General features: G+C 69.9%; 15 protein-coding genes and 1 tRNA gene. 6 read left to right on the top strand and 10 right to left on the bottom strand.

The window, feature by feature from the left end; genetic code table 11:
- The first annotated feature begins 14 nt into the window (after positions 1-14).
- Positions 15-2,048, top strand: a complete 2,034-nt coding sequence (ligA, locus tag JDY09_RS08570; RefSeq protein WP_274716520.1) for an NAD-dependent DNA ligase LigA — start codon at positions 15-17, stop codon at positions 2,046-2,048.
- A gap of 14 nt (positions 2,049-2,062) precedes the next feature.
- Here ligA and dacB read toward each other — a convergent pair whose 3' ends face one another.
- Entirely contained in the window at positions 2,063-3,442 is a 1,380-nt protein-coding gene (dacB, locus tag JDY09_RS08565) for a D-alanyl-D-alanine carboxypeptidase/D-alanyl-D-alanine endopeptidase (RefSeq protein ID WP_274716519.1), read from the bottom strand.
- Between the two features lie 272 nt (positions 3,443-3,714).
- Between dacB and JDY09_RS08560 the strand changes: the two genes are divergently transcribed.
- On the top strand, positions 3,715-5,031 hold the full coding sequence (locus JDY09_RS08560) for a patatin-like phospholipase family protein (protein ID WP_274716518.1): 1,317 nt from the start codon (positions 3,715-3,717) through the stop codon (positions 5,029-5,031).
- Here the strand turns inward: JDY09_RS08560 and JDY09_RS08555 are convergent.
- The 5 genes from JDY09_RS08555 to JDY09_RS08535 form a co-directional block, all read right to left on the bottom strand.
- On the bottom strand, positions 5,028-6,110 hold the full coding sequence (locus JDY09_RS08555; protein ID WP_274716517.1) for a pyridoxal phosphate-dependent aminotransferase: 1,083 nt from the start codon (positions 6,108-6,110) through the stop codon (positions 5,028-5,030). The genes JDY09_RS08560 and JDY09_RS08555 overlap by 4 nt on opposite strands.
- Positions 6,107-6,586, bottom strand: a complete 480-nt coding sequence (locus JDY09_RS08550) for a hypothetical protein (protein ID WP_274716516.1) — start codon at positions 6,584-6,586, stop codon at positions 6,107-6,109. Before JDY09_RS08550 ends, JDY09_RS08555 begins: the two co-directional genes overlap by 4 nt.
- A gap of 143 nt (positions 6,587-6,729) precedes the next feature.
- Positions 6,730-8,535, bottom strand: coding sequence for an AMP-dependent synthetase/ligase (locus JDY09_RS08545; protein ID WP_274716515.1), 1,806 nt, complete (start codon positions 8,533-8,535; stop codon positions 6,730-6,732).
- Positions 8,536-8,723: 188 nt separating this feature from the next.
- Positions 8,724-8,918, bottom strand: a complete 195-nt coding sequence (locus JDY09_RS08540; RefSeq protein WP_274716514.1) for a hypothetical protein — start codon at positions 8,916-8,918, stop codon at positions 8,724-8,726.
- A gap of 182 nt (positions 8,919-9,100) precedes the next feature.
- Positions 9,101-9,865: a Nif3-like dinuclear metal center hexameric protein gene (locus tag JDY09_RS08535; RefSeq protein WP_274716513.1), complete on the bottom strand. Its 765-nt coding sequence runs from the start codon at positions 9,863-9,865 to the stop codon at positions 9,101-9,103.
- 208 nt (positions 9,866-10,073) lie between these two features.
- Here JDY09_RS08535 and JDY09_RS08530 point away from each other — a divergent pair, with 208 nt between their 5' ends.
- The 4 genes from JDY09_RS08530 to JDY09_RS08515 all read left to right on the top strand — a co-directional run bounded on the left by JDY09_RS08530 (position 10,074) and on the right by JDY09_RS08515 (position 13,490).
- Positions 10,074-11,639, top strand: coding sequence for a sigma-70 family RNA polymerase sigma factor (locus tag JDY09_RS08530; protein WP_274716512.1), 1,566 nt, complete (start codon positions 10,074-10,076; stop codon positions 11,637-11,639).
- 166 nt (positions 11,640-11,805) lie between these two features.
- Positions 11,806-12,135, top strand: coding sequence for a hypothetical protein (locus tag JDY09_RS08525; protein ID WP_274716511.1), 330 nt, complete (start codon positions 11,806-11,808; stop codon positions 12,133-12,135).
- Between the two features lie 80 nt (positions 12,136-12,215).
- Positions 12,216-12,289, top strand: a tRNA-Pro gene (locus JDY09_RS08520).
- A 16-nt stretch (positions 12,290-12,305) separates the two neighbouring features.
- Positions 12,306-13,490, top strand: a complete 1,185-nt coding sequence (locus tag JDY09_RS08515; RefSeq protein ID WP_274716510.1) for a PQQ-dependent sugar dehydrogenase — start codon at positions 12,306-12,308, stop codon at positions 13,488-13,490.
- A 117-nt stretch (positions 13,491-13,607) separates the two neighbouring features.
- Here the strand turns inward: JDY09_RS08515 and JDY09_RS08510 are convergent, their stop codons facing one another.
- The 4 genes from JDY09_RS08510 to JDY09_RS08495 all read right to left on the bottom strand — a co-directional run bounded on the left by JDY09_RS08510 (position 13,608) and on the right by JDY09_RS08495 (position 17,949).
- On the bottom strand, positions 13,608-14,285 hold the full coding sequence (locus JDY09_RS08510) for an NUDIX hydrolase (RefSeq protein WP_274716509.1): 678 nt from the start codon (positions 14,283-14,285) through the stop codon (positions 13,608-13,610).
- Positions 14,267-15,763, bottom strand: a complete 1,497-nt coding sequence (locus tag JDY09_RS08505; RefSeq protein ID WP_274716508.1) for an aldehyde dehydrogenase family protein — start codon at positions 15,761-15,763, stop codon at positions 14,267-14,269. Before JDY09_RS08505 ends, JDY09_RS08510 begins: the two co-directional genes overlap by 19 nt.
- Positions 15,764-15,776: 13 nt before the next feature.
- Positions 15,777-16,811, bottom strand: coding sequence for an alcohol dehydrogenase catalytic domain-containing protein (locus tag JDY09_RS08500; RefSeq protein ID WP_274716507.1), 1,035 nt, complete (start codon positions 16,809-16,811; stop codon positions 15,777-15,779).
- Positions 16,812-16,893: 82 nt separating this feature from the next.
- On the bottom strand, positions 16,894-17,949 hold the full coding sequence (locus JDY09_RS08495) for an NAD-dependent epimerase/dehydratase family protein (protein WP_274716506.1): 1,056 nt from the start codon (positions 17,947-17,949) through the stop codon (positions 16,894-16,896).
- Between the last annotated feature and the right edge of the window lie 163 nt (positions 17,950-18,112).

Here is an 18,112-nt window from a genome sequence, read left to right as displayed (position 1 = left end):
CAGCGGTTGCTGGCGTGCCCGCCGAGGTTGCGCGGCGCGCCGAAGAGCTGCGCGAGCAGATCGGCTATCACGATTGGCGCTACTACGTTCTCGACGATCCCGAGATTTCGGACGACGAGTACGACCGTCTGCTCGACGAGCTGCGCGCGCTCGAACGCGAGTACCCGCAGCTCGTAACGCCGGACTCCCCAACACAACGCGTCGGAGGGAAGCCGGCACCGCAGTTTCGGCAGGTGCGCCACCTGCAACCGATGCTGTCGCTCGCGAACGCCCGCAACGAGGGCGAGCTGCGCGCCTGGCTCGAGCGCAACCTGCGGATTCTGCGGCGCGAGGGTGTCGAGGTCGAACAGCTGCGGTTCGTAACCGAGCCGAAGATCGACGGGCTCGCGATCTCGCTCGTCTACGAGAACGGTGTGCTGGTACGCGGCGCTACCCGCGGAGACGGCGAGATCGGTGAGGACGTGACCTCCAACCTCAAGACGATCGCTGCGATCCCGCTGCGCATACCCGATGCGCCGCCGCTGATCGAGGTGCGCGGCGAGGCCTACATGCCCCGGCACGAGTTCGTGCGCGTCAATGAGGAGCGGATCGCTCGCGGCGAGCCGCCGTTCGCGAACCCCCGCAACGCCGCCGCCGGCTCGATCCGCCAGCTCGATCCCAACATCACCGCGTCGCGTCCGCTGTCCATCTGGTGCTACGGCGTGGGCGCGACAGAGGGGATCGACTTCGAGTCGCACTACGCCTCGCTCGAGTGGTTGCGCGAGCACCGCTTCCGGGTGAACCCCGACGTTGAGCTGCACGCGGATGTCGAGGAGGTCGTCGCCGCGTGTCGCCGCTGGGAGGAGCGGCGCGACTCCCTCGAGTACGAGATCGACGGTGTCGTCGTGAAGATCGACGATCTCAGGCTGTGGCGTGTGCTCGGGGTTGCCGGGCGCGAACCGCGCGCGGCGATCGCCTGGAAGTTCCCGCCGATGACGGCCACCACGGTGCTCAAGCGAATTGGCTGGAACGTGGGCCGCACAGGACACCTGGTGCCGTTCGCCGAGCTCGAACCCGTGCAGGTCTCGGGCGTCGTGGTCAAGACGGCGACGCTCCACAACGAGGAGGACTTGCGGCGCAAGGACGTGCGCGAGGGCGACGAGGTGATCGTGATGCGTGCCGGCGACGTGATCCCGCAGGTCGTCTCGCCGACCTCACGCGCGGTGCGGCGCCCCGACCGCCCGCCGCCGCCCGCCCCGCCAAAGCGCTGCCCCTCCTGCGGGACGCCCACGGTCAAGCCGCCGGGAAGCGTGTGGACCGTGTGCCCGAACCGCTGGGCATGCCCGGGCCAACTTTTTCAGGCGATCAAACACTTCGTCTCGAAAGGGGCGATGGACATCGAGGGTCTCGGCGAGGAGAACGTCCGCCGTTTCCTCGCCGAGGGGCTGATCGGTCACGTCGCCGACATCTATGAGCTCGACGTTGAGCGTGTAGCCGCCTTGCACGGCTTCGGTCGCAAGTCGGCGGAGAAGCTCGTGGCAGCGATCGAGCGCTCGCGCGAGCGGCCGTTCGAGCGTGTTCTGTATGCGCTCGGTATCCCCGGTGTCGGAGCGGTCAACGCGCGCAACCTCGCGCGCCACTTCGGATCGATCGATCGACTGATGGAGGCGTCGGTCGACGAGATCGAACAGGTCGAGGGGATCGGCCCGATCCTCGCACGGCAGATCCGCGAGACGCTCGACGAGCCGTACATCCGCGACCTGGTGGCGCGCTTGCGGCGTGCCGGCTTGCGGTTCGCTAGCGAGAGCGGCGAGGCGCGTCGCGACGGGCGGCTGGCGGGCAAGACGTTCGTGCTGACCGGGACGCTCCCTCACCTGACCCGTGAGCAAGCGACCGAGCTGATCGAACGTGCGGGCGGGCGCGTCACAAGCTCGGTGTCGCGCCGCACCGACTTCGTGGTCGTCGGCGACAACCCGGGCTCCAAGCTAGAGCGTGCGCGCGAGCTCGGTGTGCGGACGATCGACGAAGCGCAGCTCCTCGAGCTAGCTGGCGAGGACGGGCGTCGCTGACGCCTCGCGCGCCGCTAGCTGCCAGCGATCGCCTGGACGATCGCGTCCTGCAGCGCTCGCGCGCGCGGCACCGCTACACCGTTGGCGAGCAGCGAGAACCAGTAGCGGGCGCCGCTACGGGCACGACAGTAGCCGCTCAGCGCTGCGACGCCGCTGAGCGTTCCCGTTTTGGCTCGGCAGCGACCCCGCGCTGGCCCCGAGCGCAAGCGCCACGCGAGTGTTCCCTCGCGGCCGGCAAGTGGAAGTGAACGCAGCCAGGCGGCGCCCCACCTCCGCGCGCCAGCCGTCCGCAACAGGCGCACGATCATGGCTGCGTCGGCCCGGTTGGCACGCGAGAGACCTGACCCGTCGACGATGCGGGGGCGGACGCCGAGCGACCGCAGCAGGGCGCGGACTGTCGCGACACCGGTCGCTGTCGTTCCCGGTCGCCGCACCGAGGTGGCCAGGCGCTTGAGCAGGACTTCGGCGAAGAGGTTGTCGGAGTCGCGGTTGACGATGCGCACGAGCTCGGCGATGGTCATCGACGAGATCGAAGCGATCTCGCCCGCTGTGCGCGGCGCGCGACCGGAAGTAGAGCGGCCTATGACGCGCACGCCTGCCCGGCGGAGCGCGGCCCGCAGGGCCGCTGCTGCGGCACGCGCGGGCGAGACGACGTACGAGCGCCCGTCGCCGGCGAGACCGCGGTCGACGATCAGCGCCGAGATCGGTCCCACCCAGGGACTCGTGCGCCAGCGCGAGCCGGGGCCGCCGCGCCGGCTGTCGAACAGGGTCTCGTCGCCGACGATGTCGCCCTCGATGCGTCGCACTCCCGCCGCGCGCACCGCCGCCGCCAACGCCTCGACCGTCGCCGCTCGTGGGTACCACAGGCGGGCACGGCGCTGTGTCGACAGCGACGGGTCGCCGTCGCCCACCAGGTAAAGGTCGCCTGCGACCACCCCCTGATCGTCCGGTGCTGTCGCCGTCAGCGCGCGCGTGCGCAACCGAAAATCCGCCCCGTAGCGTTCGAGCAGGGCGGCGGTGGTGAAGAGTTTGACGTTCGAGGCGGGGACCAGCGCCAGGCGCGGTCGCAGGGTGGCAATGGTGTCGCCGGCGTCGTCGACCACGAGCACGCCAGCCGTGCGACCGAGGTTGCGGGCGACCTCGAGGATCCTGCGGCGCAGCCGGGATCTCGCGGGCGCCTTGGGAGCTTCGCTTGTCGCTACTGGCCCGGTGCCAGCGCCGCGCGTGCCGTTGCTCGGTGTGTCTGGCGCGCCACCTGCGCTTGCCTGCGGCGCGGTGGCGCCACCACCCGCGAGCGCCGGCACCGCGGTCGCGGAGGCGCAGATCACGATCAGGCCCACGAGCCGCGCAACACGCGCCGCGGCCGTCAACCCCTGTAGTCGCAGGCTTTCCACGACCTAGAGCTTCCCGCACTAGTCGGTGCCGTCGGCGAAGCGACTGGCGGTGCAGCCATGTCCATCGCCTCCAGATTCACGAACAGCTTCCTCCGCCCGAGGTTGCGGCTCGGCGACAGCGGCTGCTCGCGAGGGTTCCACTCGCTTGGCCGCTCGCTTGCGCTGCTCGTCCGCCGATCGCGTCTAGGCGCACGCGGTCAGTTGACGCTCTGGCCCGCTGGCTCGCCGAACGGCTGGCTGGCTGGCTGGCCAAGTAAGCTCCTGATTGACAGATGGGCAAAGTGATCGCGGTGGCAGGAGGCCACGCCTCGGGCAGGGCGCGCCCGAGAGCGCGTGCGGGGGAACAGCGTCGGGGACGTGGAGAGTCAGCCGCACGGACAGCCAAGCGAGCGTCGGCCGGTACGAGCGGCCGGGCACGGCGCACGCGCACCGCGCTGGTTCTCGGCGGCGGCGGGTTCACCGGTGGTGCGTTCGAGATCGGTGCCCTGCAGGCGCTCGACCTGCTGCTCGGGCCCGGCAGCGCAAACCGTTTCGACGTCTACGTGGGGACGAGCGCCGGAGCGTTCCTGGCGGCGCTCGTCGCCAACGGCATCTCGGCCGACGATCTTCGCGACGCCCTCGAAGGACGGCCGACCGCGATCACCGTTGACCGTCCCGCCCACGACACCCTGCTGCGGCTCAACTTCGGCGGGCTTCTGATTTCTGCGTACAAGGTTCCGTTGGCGGTCGCCGGCACCGCTCTGCGCTTCGCGCGCCATCCCCGCGCGACATCTCTCGTTGACGCGATATTCGGTGTCGCCGAGGCACTGCCGAGCGGTGTTTACGACGGTTCCGGGATTGAAGCCTACGTGCGGCGCGTACTCACCCGCGAGCGCCAGCGTACGAACGATTTCCGTGAGCTTGGGACGGAGCTGTACCTGCCAGCGACCGACATCGACACCTGCGAACGCATCGTCTTCGGCGAGCCTGAGTTCGACGACGTTCCGATCTCGGAAGCCGTAGCCGCCTCGGCTGCGCTACCGATGGTTTACGTGCCCCGACGCATCAAGGGGCGCACGCTCGTCGACGGCGGCATCGTCTCGACGACCAACATCGACGTCGCTGTCGAGCACGGCGCCGACCTCGTCGTCGTTATCAACCCGCTCGTTCCGTTCCGGCGCCCCGACGCAGAGACCGGGCGCTCGCTCGGCCAGCGTGGCTTTCTGCCGATCGGCTACCAGGCGTTTCGCATGCTCGCCTACGAACGACTGCACCGTGCGGTACACAGCTGGCAGGAGCGGTTCCCGGGCGTCGACATCGTGCTCGTCGAACCGGCGCCCGACGACCGACTGCTGTTCGAAACCCACATCCTCGACTTCGCCCGAGCCCGCGCGGTCGCGCGCCGTGCGCTGCTCACGGTGGGAGAGCAACTGCTCGCCGCCCACCGCGAGCTCGCTCCGCTGTGGCAGCGGCACGGGTTGGAGCCGGAGCCGACACGCTTGCGCGAGGCGCTCGACCTGAGCGCCTCGCGTGACCGCCGCTCGGCGCTCGGGCGCATCGCCGCGATCCCGGCGCGAGCTGGGCGCGCCCTCGCCGGCCGCGGTCACTAGTCGATCCGATCGAGAGCCTGCAGCAGGCGCTCGCTTGTGGCGCGGTCGCGTACCGCTATCCGCACCCTGCGACCATCGCCGAGGGCGACACCCGGGGTGACACGGATGCCGAGCCGGTCGAGTCGCCTGGCGAACGAGGTGCCGTCGCCGTCGGGCGGCGCCACCCAGAGGAAGTTCGTTTCGCTCGGCGCGACCTCGAACCGGCGTCGCCGCAGCTCGGCGCTGAGGCGCTCGCGCTCGCGCCGCACTTGCTCGACGTACGCCTCAACGAGCACGCGGCGGGCGAGCGCGTGCCGCGCCGCCGCTACCGCGGCGACGGACACACCGAGCAGGGGCGCGAGCGCAGACGCTCGATCGGCATAGGTGGGCGGAAGCACGGCGTAGCCGACGCGCATGCCGGCAAGACCGAACGCCTTCGAGAAGCTCCGCAGGCACACGACGGGACGGGTGTCGGTGAGACGCAGGACCGCGTCGCGCGGCTCGGCGCTCTGAAAGTCGACAAGCGCCTCGTCGATGACGAGCAGGCGCTCGGGCGCGAGACTTTCGCTGATTGCACGTAGCTCGTCGGCGGAGAAGTAGTGTCCGGTAGGGTCGTCGGGGTTGCAGATGAGGAGATCGTGCCCCGCCTTCGCGGCCGCCACGATCTCCTCGCGCTCGCGCTTGATCGGCAGCGGTTTCTTGCCCGCGCGCTCGACCGCCACTGGCAGCAGCGGATGCGAAGGCCAGGGGATCGCGACGGTCGCAGAGCGTGCCAGAGCCGCGACGGTTCGCTCGACGAGCTCGCTCACGCCGGCGCCGACGACGATCCGCGACGCGTCGACGCGCAGGTCCTCGGCAAGAGCGGAACGCAGATCGCTGGCGTGGCGGTCGGGCACAAGGTTGATCGGGCCGCGCAGCGCCGCGATCGCGGCGTTCACGACCTCGGAATCCGGAAGGTCGACACGCTCGGTGCGCGCCAGATCGAGGACGTCGACACGAGCAAGGTCACGTCGCCGACGCTCGCGGTCGCGCTCCGCCTGGGCGACGAGCTCCTCGAGCGGGACGTCGTCGTACTGGTGGTATCGACGCAGGAAACTCACTGCTGCGGCGCGAGCTGCGGCCCCGGGCCTTGGATGATCAAAAACCAGATGCAGAAGACGATCGCGGCGGCCACCACCGACAGCGCGAACACCGCCTCGAGGACGCCGCGATCCTGGCGGTAGCCGGCGGCACGTCGAACGAGCTTCCAGGCGTGATCGACGCGCCGCGCGACAGCGAGCGTGACGAGCAGCGACAGCAGCGTGCCGACGACCGCGAGCACGATGCCGGCCAGGGCGCTACCGCTCAGGTATTCGAACTGCGATCCCAACCACAGCCAAGCGAGCGGCTGCGGTCCTAGCACGCTCAAGCAAAGCGCCACTTCGAGCACTAGCAAGAGGGCTGCTAGGAGCGAGTCGAGCAGGCGCCCACCGCGCGACCGTTCCGCGCCGGCAACCCGGTAGCGGCCGGTACCGCCGACACCGGGGCGTCGCCCAATGAACAGGCCACCGGTTTCGGTCGGGTCGGTCTTCGGCATCGACGGTCGCGAGGACGAGACTGCCTACAAGGCTAAAGCCGCGAGCGACCGGCGCCGCTCGTGATCGGCAGCTTCGCCTGCTACCGGCGACGATAGGCGGCACCTACCCGCCGCTGGTGCCGACCTACCACCACCGACAGCCGTCAGCTGTCGCCGTACAGCCCATCGATCACGTGCGCGTACTTCTCCTGAACGACGTTGCGCTTGACCTTGAGCGTCGGTGTGAGCTCGCCGGTCGGCTGCGAGAAATCGTGGGGCAGGATCGCGAACTTCTTGACCTGCTCCACACGCCCGAAGTGCGAGTTGACCTCGTCGACGACCTTCTGGATCTCATCGCGCACACGCGGGTCGGCCGCGAGCTTAGCCGGGTCGGTCTCGTCGATCCCGAGCTTGGCCGCCAGCTGCGGCGCACTCTCGGGGTCGAGCGTGATCAACGCCACCAGGTAAGGCCGCCGGTCTCCGATCAGCACCGCTTGCGAGATCCACGGGCTCTGCTTGAGACGGTTCTCGATGTTCGCCGGGGTAATGTTCTTGCCGCCAGCGGTGATGATGATGTCCTTCTTGCGACCGGTGATGTAGAGGAACCCGTCCTCGTCGATGTGGCCCAGGTCGCCCGTGTGCAGCCAGCCGTCGCTGTCGATCGCGCGGCGCGTGGCCTCATCGTCCTTGTAGTAGCCCTGGAAGATGTTCGGGCCGCGGACGAGGATCTCGCCGTCCTCGGCGATCTTTACCTCGACGCCCGGCAGCGGCTTGCCCACCGATCCGAAGCGGAAGTCGTCGGGCTCGTTGACCGTGGCCACCGTAGCCGTCTCGGTCATGCCGTAGCCCTCCATTACCGGCACGCCGCAGGCGTAGAAGAACTCGAGGATCTCCTTGGCGATCGGTGCCGCGCCGGTCACCGCCTGGCGCAGGCGACCGCCGAACAGGCCGCGCACCTTGCTGTAGAGCTCCTCTTCGGCGCGGGCGAAAGCCTGCTCGAGCTCCGGCGGCACCGGCTCGCCGCGTTGCTGGGCGAGGCGCACCTTCACGCCTAGCTCGGTGGCTTGCCTGAGCTTCGCCGGGTCCTGGACGATCGCCGAGGCGAGCGCGTAGATCTTCTCGAAGATGCGCGGCACCGAGGGCAGGTAGGTGGGCCGCACCTCTTGGAGATCTTGGAGGATCTTCTGGGGGTCGCGCGACCAGTAGGCGAGCGTCACGCCGAGATCGATCGACGCGAACTGGATGAGGATCGCGAAGGCGTGCGCCAGCGGCAGGAAGAGATAGGCGACGTCGTCGCGCTCGAGGACCGCCTGGCTGATGATCGCGTCAGTGATGTCGCGGTAATTGCCGTGCGACAGCAGGCAGCCCTTGGGCGGGCCCGTGGTGCCCGAGGTGTAGATGTAGAGACAGATGTCGTCGCGCGTGACCGCGCGGTAGCGGCGCTCGTACGCGCTCGGCTCGGTTGCGCGGCCACGCTCGAGCAGCTGGTCGAGCGTGAGGAAGTCGTCACCCTCGGCACCCGAGGGGTCGAACAGGATGACGTGCTCGAGCTTGGGCAGGCGCTCGCGCACGGCGCGGATCTTCTCGAGCTGTTCGGCGTCCTCGGCGAAAACGGCGCGCGAGTCGGAGTGAGCGAGCACGTACTCGCACTCCTCGGCCGAGTTCGTCTGGTAGATCGTGACGAAGGTCGCCCCGGCGCCAGAAATGCCGAAACAGGCGTAGGTCCACTCGGGCCGCGTGTGCGAGAGGATCGCGACCTTGTCGCCCGGTTCTATGCCCAGCGAGATCAGACCGAGCGCGACCTCGCGCACGCGCTCACCGAGTTCCCGGTAGCTGACGTCCTGCCAAGAATCGCCGCTCTTGAAGCGTTGCGCGGTCTTGTCGCCGTAGCGTTCGGCAGCGAGCGGTACGAGATCGGCGATCGTGCGCGACCCGGTGCCGAGCTTGGTCTCCGCGCTGCGAGCCTCCATCGGATCCTCCTCCTTGCACTACCGCTGCGAGTCGCCTCGACAGCGGCTTGATCCACCCCTTGCGCGGATTGTATGGAGTGCGAACGAGCTGGGGCGCAGTCACCTCCGGCTCTGCGCGCTCGGGACCCGCAGCGCGCCCGCACGAACAGCCGGCGCGCCTTGCGTTGTCGCTAGGGCGCCGCTTCGACCTACACCTTCACAGGAGCGCCCATGCGCTCTGGCGCCACACGACGCTGTTCGTCACGGAGCGATTCGATGAACAACTGCTTGTCGATCCTGCCGTGGAGGATCGGCACCCCAAGCTGCATGCACTTGCGGATCACCTCCCGGCGGTGCATCCCGGTTTCACGACCGAGCTCGGTGGGCGTCAAGTGCGTCGCCATCTAGCCGCTCCTCCTCCGGATTGTGTGAAACAGCTGTCACAACCAAAGTACCCTCAGCCGGGGACGTTGCAAACGTCATATGGCGAGGCGGCTGCCCGCGACATCCGCGCCGTGGCCGGAGATCCAACATCGGTGCCGGTCGTAGCCGCTCAGGCTCCCGGGGGCAGGGTGGGATGGAGAAGCTAGATGGGGTTGGGAAAGTCGATGAACGTGTGCTCGACCCCGAACCGCTCGGCTACCAACTCGCCGAGGCGGCGGACGCCGAACTTTTCGGTCGCATAGTGGCCGGCAGCGAAGAAGTGAACGCCGAGCTCGCGCGCGTCCGCGAAGGCCGCCTCGCGTGGCTCCCCCGTCACGAGCGCGTCGAGCTTCCGTGCCTTGGTTTCGCCGAGCGCGTCGGCGCCCGCCCCGCTCACGATCCCCACTCGTCGCACCTCGGGCGGGCCGAAGGGCAAGTGCAGCGGGTCGCGGCCCGTAGCTCGCCGGACGCGCTCGGCGAGCTCGCTTGGCGCGAGCGCGCGCTCGACGGTGGCGACGACGCCGATCTCGTGGCCGCGCACGTCGGCGAAACGACCCTCGACGGCGAGGCCGAGAGCTCGCGCCAGCAGGGCGTTGTTGCCGACCTCGGGATGGGCGTCGAGGGGCAGGTGGTAGGCAGCGAGAGCTACGTCCGCGCACAACAGCAGCCGCAAGCGCTCGCGCGCGGGTCCGACGATCGGCTGCGGCTGCGAACCCCAGACAAGTCCGTGGTGGGCGACGATCAAGCTGGCGCCGATCGCGATCGCCTGCTCGATCGTTCCCGCGTGCGCCGACACACAAGTCGCCACGCGCTCGACGGTGCGTCCGGGGCTCGCTGCGACCTGGAGCCCGTTCGGACACCAGTCGGCGAACGACCGCGAATCGAGAAGGTCGTCGAGGAAGTCGACGATCTCTTCGACGGTGGGCATATGCCGGCGACGTTAGCTGGCGGCGCGTTCCGGCGCGTCCGCCGCGTGGCCGCGATCGCGGGCGGACGCGCTGGCGAAATCGCCTAGCAGCCTGTAGCATGGCTTCGACCCCACGGGCAGAGGGAGCTGAAGGGAAGGTCGAGTTGCGCCGCGTGCGGCGGGGGCAGGGATGAGCGTCGCGACGGCAAGAACCGAAAATGCGCGCTGCGTGAGCACGCCGTCGCCGTGGGCCGGCGGTCGGGAGGAGGCGCACCTCGTTGCGCGTGTACGCGCCGGCGATGATCGTGCATTCGAGGAGCTCTACCGCCGCTATGCGCCGCAGATCCTCGGTTTTCTGCGCCGACTCACGGGCGACGAGGCCCGCGCCGAGGATCTCTTGCAAGAGACTTTCATCTCGGCCTTGCGCCGGATCCGGGCCAGCGACCAGGAGCTGGCGCTCAAGTCGTGGTTGTTCGAGATCGCTCGTAACGCCGCGATCGACGCTTGGCGGCGCGCCAACCGCGCTGGCGAGGTGCCGCTAGAGCGTCTTAGCGAAAGCGAACGCGAGCCGGCCGGCGAACCGGAGGCGGCTGTGGTCGCCCGGCAACGGCTCGAGCTGTTGCGGGGGGCGTTCGACGAGCTACCCGACCAACAGGCACGAGCGCTGGTGCTGCGCGAGCTCGAAGGCTGCAGCTACGAGGAGATCGCCGAACGCCTGGCGCTGTCGCGCTCGGCAGTCGAGAGCACGATCTTCCGCGCGCGCCGGCGCCTCGAACGCGAGTACGAGCGTCTCGCCGACGGCACGCGCTGCAGGACCACGCGCGAGGCGGTACTGCGCGTGGCGGCGGGGCGTCCCCGGCGCAGCGACGAGCAGCTGCTCGCCCGCCACTGTCGGCGCTGTGCCACGTGCCGACGCTATGCGCGGGCCCAGGGTGTCGAGCCGCTGCGCACGCTTCGCGACCGCATCGCCGCTGCGCTGTCGCCGATCCCGCTCGCGATCGAGCGGCTGCTCGGCCGGCTAGCGGGCGGGGGTGTGCCGGCCCTTCCGGACTTTCCGGCGCTGGGCGCGAAGAGCGTTGCGGCGGCAGCAGCCGCGCTCGCTGCGCTCGGGTCGGCGGTGAGTTTCGACGGCGATCGGGCTCCCATAGCTAGCGGCCCGGCCGTCGTCGCACCGGCTGCGAGCGGCGGCGCCGAGCGCTCTGCGGAGAGCGGCGGCCGGGGTGCCGTCAGCGGCGCCGCGCGGCGCTCGCGTGACGACGCGACGAGGATGGAGCGCGACCGTGGCGACGAGCGCCGCGCTGGCCGGGGCGACGACCGGGCGGCACGCTCCGAACGCCTGCGCCAGAGCGGCGCCGCGAGCGGCGCAGCCGACCGCCCGGCACCGTGGCCCGGCGCTACTCAGCGGCGCAGAGGCGGACCGGTAAGCGTCGAGTTGCCGGCCACCCGGGGCGTCACCGAAACCACGCGCGGCACGGTCGGCGGCACGCTCGGCGGGGTCGTCGGCGGCGCCGGCGGCACGGTCGGCGGCACCGTCTCGCAAACGGGCGAGACGCTCGGCGGCGTGACAGGTTCGGTCGGCGGTGCGCTCGGCGGAACCGTGCGCGGTGTCGGTGGCGTTCTCGGCGATGCCACCGGTAACGAGCGCCTCGGCGAAGGCGTCGGCCGGTTGGGGGACGTCGTCGAGGGTGTCGTGCAGGGTGTCGGCGGTGCGGTTGGGAGCGTGACCGGCGGCCTCGGCGGTGCGGTCGAGGGTGCGAGCGGAGCGGTCGGCGGGCTGCTCGGCGGCTCGCGCTGACCGCTAGCGACGGTCCCGTCGGCGATCCGCTCCCGCCTTACGCTACGAACCCGCGCTCGCCAGCAGCGGGTCGGCAACGGGCACACGCGTTGTGCGCCCGCATCCGCAGCTCTGCCCACATCCGCTGGCGCTCTCGAACGTACCGGCGATGTAAGGTCGCAGAACGATGGTCCGGAGAAGCCGAGCCGATCGCCGCGACGAGGGCGCTTCCCGTGGTGGGGGGCTCGCTAGCGCGTCGGAACACGTCGCCGCCCAGCCCAGCGCAGGTGACGAGCAGTTCCTCCGATCGCTGATGGAGACGAGCCTTTACTCGATCGGCGCCTACTTCTCGGACCGCCATCCCGAGCTTGTCGACGAGGTGATCGCCGAGAGCGACGAGATCGAGCGGGTGGGTTTAAGCGAGTACGCGCGCCGCGAGGGGCTGCCCGTCGAACAGTGTTTCGAAACGCTGCTCACCGGGCTTGCGCTGCGCTACTACAACGCGGTGGCAGGGTGAACGAGATCGACGATTGGATCGACAGCGCAGGTAGTGGGGGGCGAGCGGGTGGTGGTGGCCGCGCGGTAGGCTTTCTCCGACGGGCTGTGGCGCAGCCTGGTAGCGCGCTCCGTTCGGGTCGGAGAGGTCGCCGGTTCAAATCCGGCCAGCCCGATCGCCGTTCCGCGGCGGTGCCGGTGCTCGCGCTCGCCGCGCTGCTAGTCGTCGCGGGGATCCCCTGGTCGGCGTGTGCTTCGGCTCCGAAACCCGGCGGGCCGGCAGTCATCGCCGCCCAAACGTTGCGTCTGGTGGCGGTCGGGCGGTTCGCCGCGCCGACCTACGTCACCGCTCCGCCAGGAGACTACGCGCGCGTGTTCGTCACCGAGCGCGCCGGCACCGTGCGGATCGTCAAGCGCGGGCGCAAGCTCCCGCGCGCGTTCCTCGACATCCGCAACCGCGTCTCGACCGAGGGCGAGGGCGGGCTCCTCTCGCTCGCCTTCGCCCCCGACTACCGCCGCTCGCGGCGCTTCTACGTCTACTACACGGATCGTCGCGGCTACATCACGATCGACCAGTTCCAGAGCGATCCCCGCGACCCCGACCGGGCGCTTGCAGGCTCGCGCCGCCCGGTGATCGTCCAGCCGCACTTTCGTGCCAACCACAAGGGTGGGCAGATCCTGTTCGGCCCCGACGGTTACTTGTGGACTGCGTTCGGCGACGGCGGCGGTGGCGGCGACCCCGACGACAACGCCCAGAACCTCGGCACGCTCCTCGGCAAGTTGCTGCGCATAAAGCCGCGGTCACAGGGCGGGTACACGGTGCCGCGCAGCAACCCGTTCGTGGGCCGCACGGGTCGCGACGAGATCTATGCCTACGGATTGCGCAACCCGTACCGCTTCTCGTTCGACCGTTTGCGCGGTCACTTGCTGATCCCGGACGTCGGACAGGACGCTGCCGAGGAGCTGAACATCCTGCGCTCGCCCGGGGGCCGGCGTCCGCCGCGCGGCGGCGTCAACTTCGGTTGGCCGGTCTTCGAGGGGTTGTTGCGCTACCGCACGAAAGAGAGCTTGCGCGGTCCCGGCCGCTACGTCCGACCGGTAGTGCAAGAGCTCCACTCGCGGCTGCCGGTGTGCTCGATAATCGGCGGGTACGTGATTCGTGATCCTGCCCTCGGGCGCTTCCGGGGTCGCTACGTCTACGGCGATCTGTGCGACTCGCGAATCCGGCTCGCCGCGCTTCCCCGCGGACGCCGGCCGAGCGTGCGCTACACGGGTCTGCGGGTGCCGAGCCTCGTCTCGTTCGGCGAGGACGCGCGCGGTCGAATCTATGTCGTCTCGCTCGAAGGCGGCGTGTGGCGGCTCGCGGCTGGTCGCTAGCGGAGTGACCTGCGCCAGAGCGAGCGGGCTGCGCGAGAGCAGGCGATCTCCACCGGTGTGCGCAGACAAGCCGGCGGCTCGGGTGAGAGCCGCTCGCCGGTTGTGCCGACGGGATCGCTAGGGAGCGAGGAGATGGCGGGCCATCGAGCGCAGGCGCTCGTCGGCCTCGTCGGGCCAGCGATCGGGGTCGGGATCCCACCAGGCGAAGGCGTCGTGCTCCTCGTCGGGCACCGGTTCGGCGTCGCTGGCGACGGTTGCGCTGCCCACGATCATCGCCATGCCACCGGGCAGGTCGAGGAGCGCGCGCACACGCAGCTCGATCGGCTCGAGCCGCCACTCCTCTGCGAGCTCGCGTGCGAGCGTGTGGGCCGGGTTCTCGCCGACCTCGACAGCGCCGCCGGCACCGAGCGCCCAGCGGCCCGCCCACGTCGCCAACCAGCTCGCGCGCCGACCGGCCAGCCAGCGACCGTCCTCGCTTCGCACCACGCACAAGGCGGTCAGTGAGCGGCAGCGATCGCCGTCGACGAGCCGCAGCGACCAGCGCGCCGGCTGCAGCTCGAGCTCGAGACGCTCCGGCGTCGCGCGGAAGCGCGCGAGACGCGCCGCCAGTCCGTCGTGGGTGGGCGAGCCGCGCGCAGCGAGCTCAGCAATAGCGCGATCGGCTGCGTGCTCGAGCTCGGGGGGAGGTGCGAAGGGCTCGTCGATCCAGCTCGCGCCCACCGCTGCTGGCAGCCAGCTGCCGTGCGCGAGCAGGACAGGTCCTTGCGGTTGTTCGCTCAGGCGAGGTTCACCCACACCGTCTTCGTCTCGAGATAGGCGTCGAGGCCTTCGCGCCCATGCTCCCGCCCGATCCCGGAAGCTTTGATGCCACCGAACGGTGCCGACGGGTCGCTCGGCCCCCAGATGTTGACGTACACGTCGCCCGCCTCGAGCAGGGCAGCCATGCGGTGCGCACTCGCCACGTCGCGCGTCCACACCCCGGCGGCGAGACCGTACTCCGTCGCGTTGGCGCGCCGCGCCACCTCCTCGAGATCCTCGTACGGCAGCGCGACCAGCACCGGGCCGAAGATCTCCTCGCGCGCGATCGTGATGTCGTCGCGCGTGCTGACGAACAGTGTCGGGTTGACGTAGTAGCCGCCCTCCACTGGTTTCTCCCCGTCGCCTCCCGCGACGAGCTCGGCACCTTCGGCGAGGCCGCGTTCGATGTAGCCGCGCACGCGCTGCTCTTGCTCGCGCGAGACGAGCGGACCGATCTGCGTTTGCGGGTCGAGGCCCGGCCCGACCTTGGCGGCCCGTGCCTGCTCGGCAAGGCGCGAGACGACATCGTCGAAGTGCTGTTTGGGCACGAACAGGCGCGAACCGGCCGTGCACACCTGACCGGTGTTGTAGTAGATCGCTTGAAACGAGCCCTTGACCGCGCGGTCGAGGTCGGCGTCGGGCAGGATCACGTTTGGGGATTTGCCGCCGAGCTCGAGCGTCACGCGCTTTAGATCGCGTCCCGCCTTGGCGCCGATCTCGCGGCCGACGGCAGTCGATCCGGTGAAGGCGATCTTGGCGACGAGCGGATGCTCGACGAGCGCCGCGCCGGTCTCGCCCGGTCCGGTGACGACGTTGACGACACCGGCGGGGACACCCGCCTCGAGACAGAGCTCACCGAGCCGCAGGGCCGACAGCGGCGTTTGCTCGGCCGGCTTGAGCACGACCGTGCAGCCTGCCGCCAGCGCCGGGGCGATCTTCCACGCCGCCATCAACAGGGGGAAGTTCCAGGGAATTATCTGGGCGCAAACACCGACCGGCTCGCGACGCGTGTAGACGTGCATGTTGGGGATCGAGACCGGCAGCGTCGCCCCCTCGATCTTCGTCGGCCAGCCTGCGAAGTAGCGGAAGTGCTGGGCGGCGAGGCGTACGTCGACGCGGCGGGCGAGCGTCACCGGCTTGCCGCAGTCGAGGGCTTCTAGCTCGGCGAGCTCGTCGCCGTGCTCGTCGATCAGTTCGGCGACACGGGCGAGGATTCGCTCGCGCTGTGCCGGCGGCAGGCCGTGCCAGCGCTTCTCCTCGAAGGCGCGGCGGGCGGCGCGAACGGCGCGGTCGACGTCCTCGCGACCCGCGAAGGCGACCTGCGCGATCGTTTCGCCGGTCGAGGGGTCGGGGTTATCGAAGCGGCGACCGTCGACGGGTTCGACCCACTCGCCGTCGATCAACAGCTGTTTCGGCGCAGCGAGGAAGCGGCGGACTCCCTCGGAAAGCTCGTAAGCCGGTGCTTGCGTCGACATGCGGAAGCCTCCCTCACGGTTTGAGAACGACCTTGAGCGCCTCGCGCCGATCGTAGATCGCGTAGCCCTCGGGCGCTTCGTTCAGCGACAGGTGGTGCGTTACGAGCGGGCGCGGGTCGAGACGGCCGCTCTCGAGTAGGGCGATGACCCGGTCGAGATGTCCGACCACGTTGGCGAAGCCGGTGCGCAGCGACAGTGCCTTGATCCACACAAGCCCCATGTGCACCTGTACCCGCTCGGCGTAGACGCCTATGCCTGATACGCGCCCCGCCTTGCGTGCGAGCCGGATCGCGAGATCGAGAGCGTCGGGATGACCGACCGCCTCGACCACGACGTCAGCGCCACGCCCGCCGGTGGCGGCGCGCACCGGTTCGCGCGGATCCTCTTTCTCGAGATCGATCGCGCGGGCGCCGAAGCGCTCGGCGAGCGCCAGGCGCTCGGGCACGCGATCTACAGCGAAAACATGCGCAGCACCGCACACCTTGGCTGCCTGCACAGCGCACAGGCCGACCGGACCGAGACCGATCACGCACACCGTTTCGCCCGGTACGAGGTTCGCGTCGACGATCGCGTGGTAGCCGGTGCCCATCACGTCGCCAGCGAACAGCGCGACCTCGTCGGGCATCCCCGCGGGAACGCGGCGGAGGGTGAGGTTGGCGTGGGGAACGAGCACCAGCTCGGCCTGGGCACCTTGCAGGTCGCCGAGCGTCTTGCCGTGCCCGAAGACGCGGCCGTGGTCGCACTTGTGGTAGTCGCCGTGACGGCAGAAGAAGCAGCGCCCGCACGCCGTGCAGAAACAACCGAGCACACGATCGCCGACCGCGACCTCGCTAACCGCCGAGCCGGCCTCGACGACGGTGCCGACGAACTCGTGACCGAGCGTGAAACCGCGCTCCATCTTCACGCGGCCGTGGTAGATGTGGAGATCCGAGCCGCAGATGCCGCTCGTCTCGACGCGGACGATCGCCTCCTCGGGGGAGGTCAAGCGCGGTTCCGGCCGCTCCTCGACACGCACCTCCCCTGGTGCCTGAAAAGTGACTGCGCGCACGGGCGCTGAACCTACCGCAACGCCGCGGCGAGGGTGTGGCGGCCGACCTGTCTCCGTTCACCAATCGCCTGAGCGCGACGGGTCACACCAGCGGAGTGCCAGCGGCACGGGCGGCCGCGATAGTTGCGCGGAGTGTGCGTAGCGCCGTGTGGCGCGGTTTCCAACCGAGCAGTTTCTGGGCGCGCTCCGTCCGCATCAGTACAGGGCGGCGCAACGCGTGAACCCAGGCAAGCTCGGCGGGGGCTCCGGGGAGGCGGCGCAAGGCCTCGCCGCCCGCGATCAGCGCCGCGCGAGGCACCGGAATGGCGTGCCAACCAAGCTCGTGGGCGAGCCTTGTGATCGTGAGCGTGCCCGGTGCAGCAAGGTTGTACGGGCCCGGCTCGCCATGTCCGAACACTGCCGCGACGAAGGCTTGAGCGACGTCGTCTTCGTGGACGAGCTGGAAGGGAACCCCGGGATCGGGCAGCACTGGTCGCAGCAGCGGGGCGGAGCGCGCGAGACGCACGAGCGGCCCCGGTAGCGAGCGCGCTGCGCGAACGTAGGGCAGCTCCTCGATCAACGTTCGCGCTCTTGGCCCGGCGATGATGCAGGGACGCAGGACCCACGCCTGGGTGCGCGCGCCGGCGGTTTCAAGCAGGGCGTTGAGCGCGCGTTCGACCGCGGCCTTTTGCGCGGAATAGGGATGCTCGGGGGAGCCGAGCGCCGGCTGCTTTTCGTCGATCCGAGCTGGCAGTTCAGGGCGGAAGCCGTAGGCGGCGACACTGGATGCGTAAACGATCCGGCGCACGCCCGCTTCGATCGCCTCCTCGAAGACCGTGCGCGACCCACCGACGTTGATCTCCCAGGTTGCGTCGGATGCGGACAGAACAGCGAATGCCAGGTGCACGACGACGTCGGCGCCACGGACGAGTTCGCGTACCGCGTCGCGGTCGGCGACGTCGCCCTGCAAGTACTCGAAGCGCTGCCAACCCGCGCTCTTGGGATCGAAGGGGCGGCGGGCCATTCCGACGACCCGGGCGATCCGCCGGCTGCGCAGAAGCGCCGGTACGAGCGCGCGGCCAAGGTCGCCGGTTGGGCCGGTTACGGCGACCGCTAGCTGGGCGTTTTGTGGACGGCGCTTGACGGTGTCGGTTGCCATGGCTGCGTTGGCCGGCGTTGGCGCTAAGTCGGACCGCTAGCGTGCGGTGAGGTGTCGCACGAGTGCGTCGCTGTTCGCGCTCGTGACGCTTGCTGACGAGCAGAGGGGGCGTCTGCTCGACCGGCAGCGTAGCGCGCTGCGAGCGTGTGTGCCCTCCGGCGTC

It is taken from the genome of Thermoleophilum album (assembly GCF_028867705.1).
GTDB lineage: Bacteria > Actinomycetota > Thermoleophilia > Solirubrobacterales > Thermoleophilaceae > Thermoleophilum.
The sequence above is the reverse complement of the archived record's forward strand: the minus strand, read 5'-3'. Positions and strand labels throughout refer to the sequence as shown.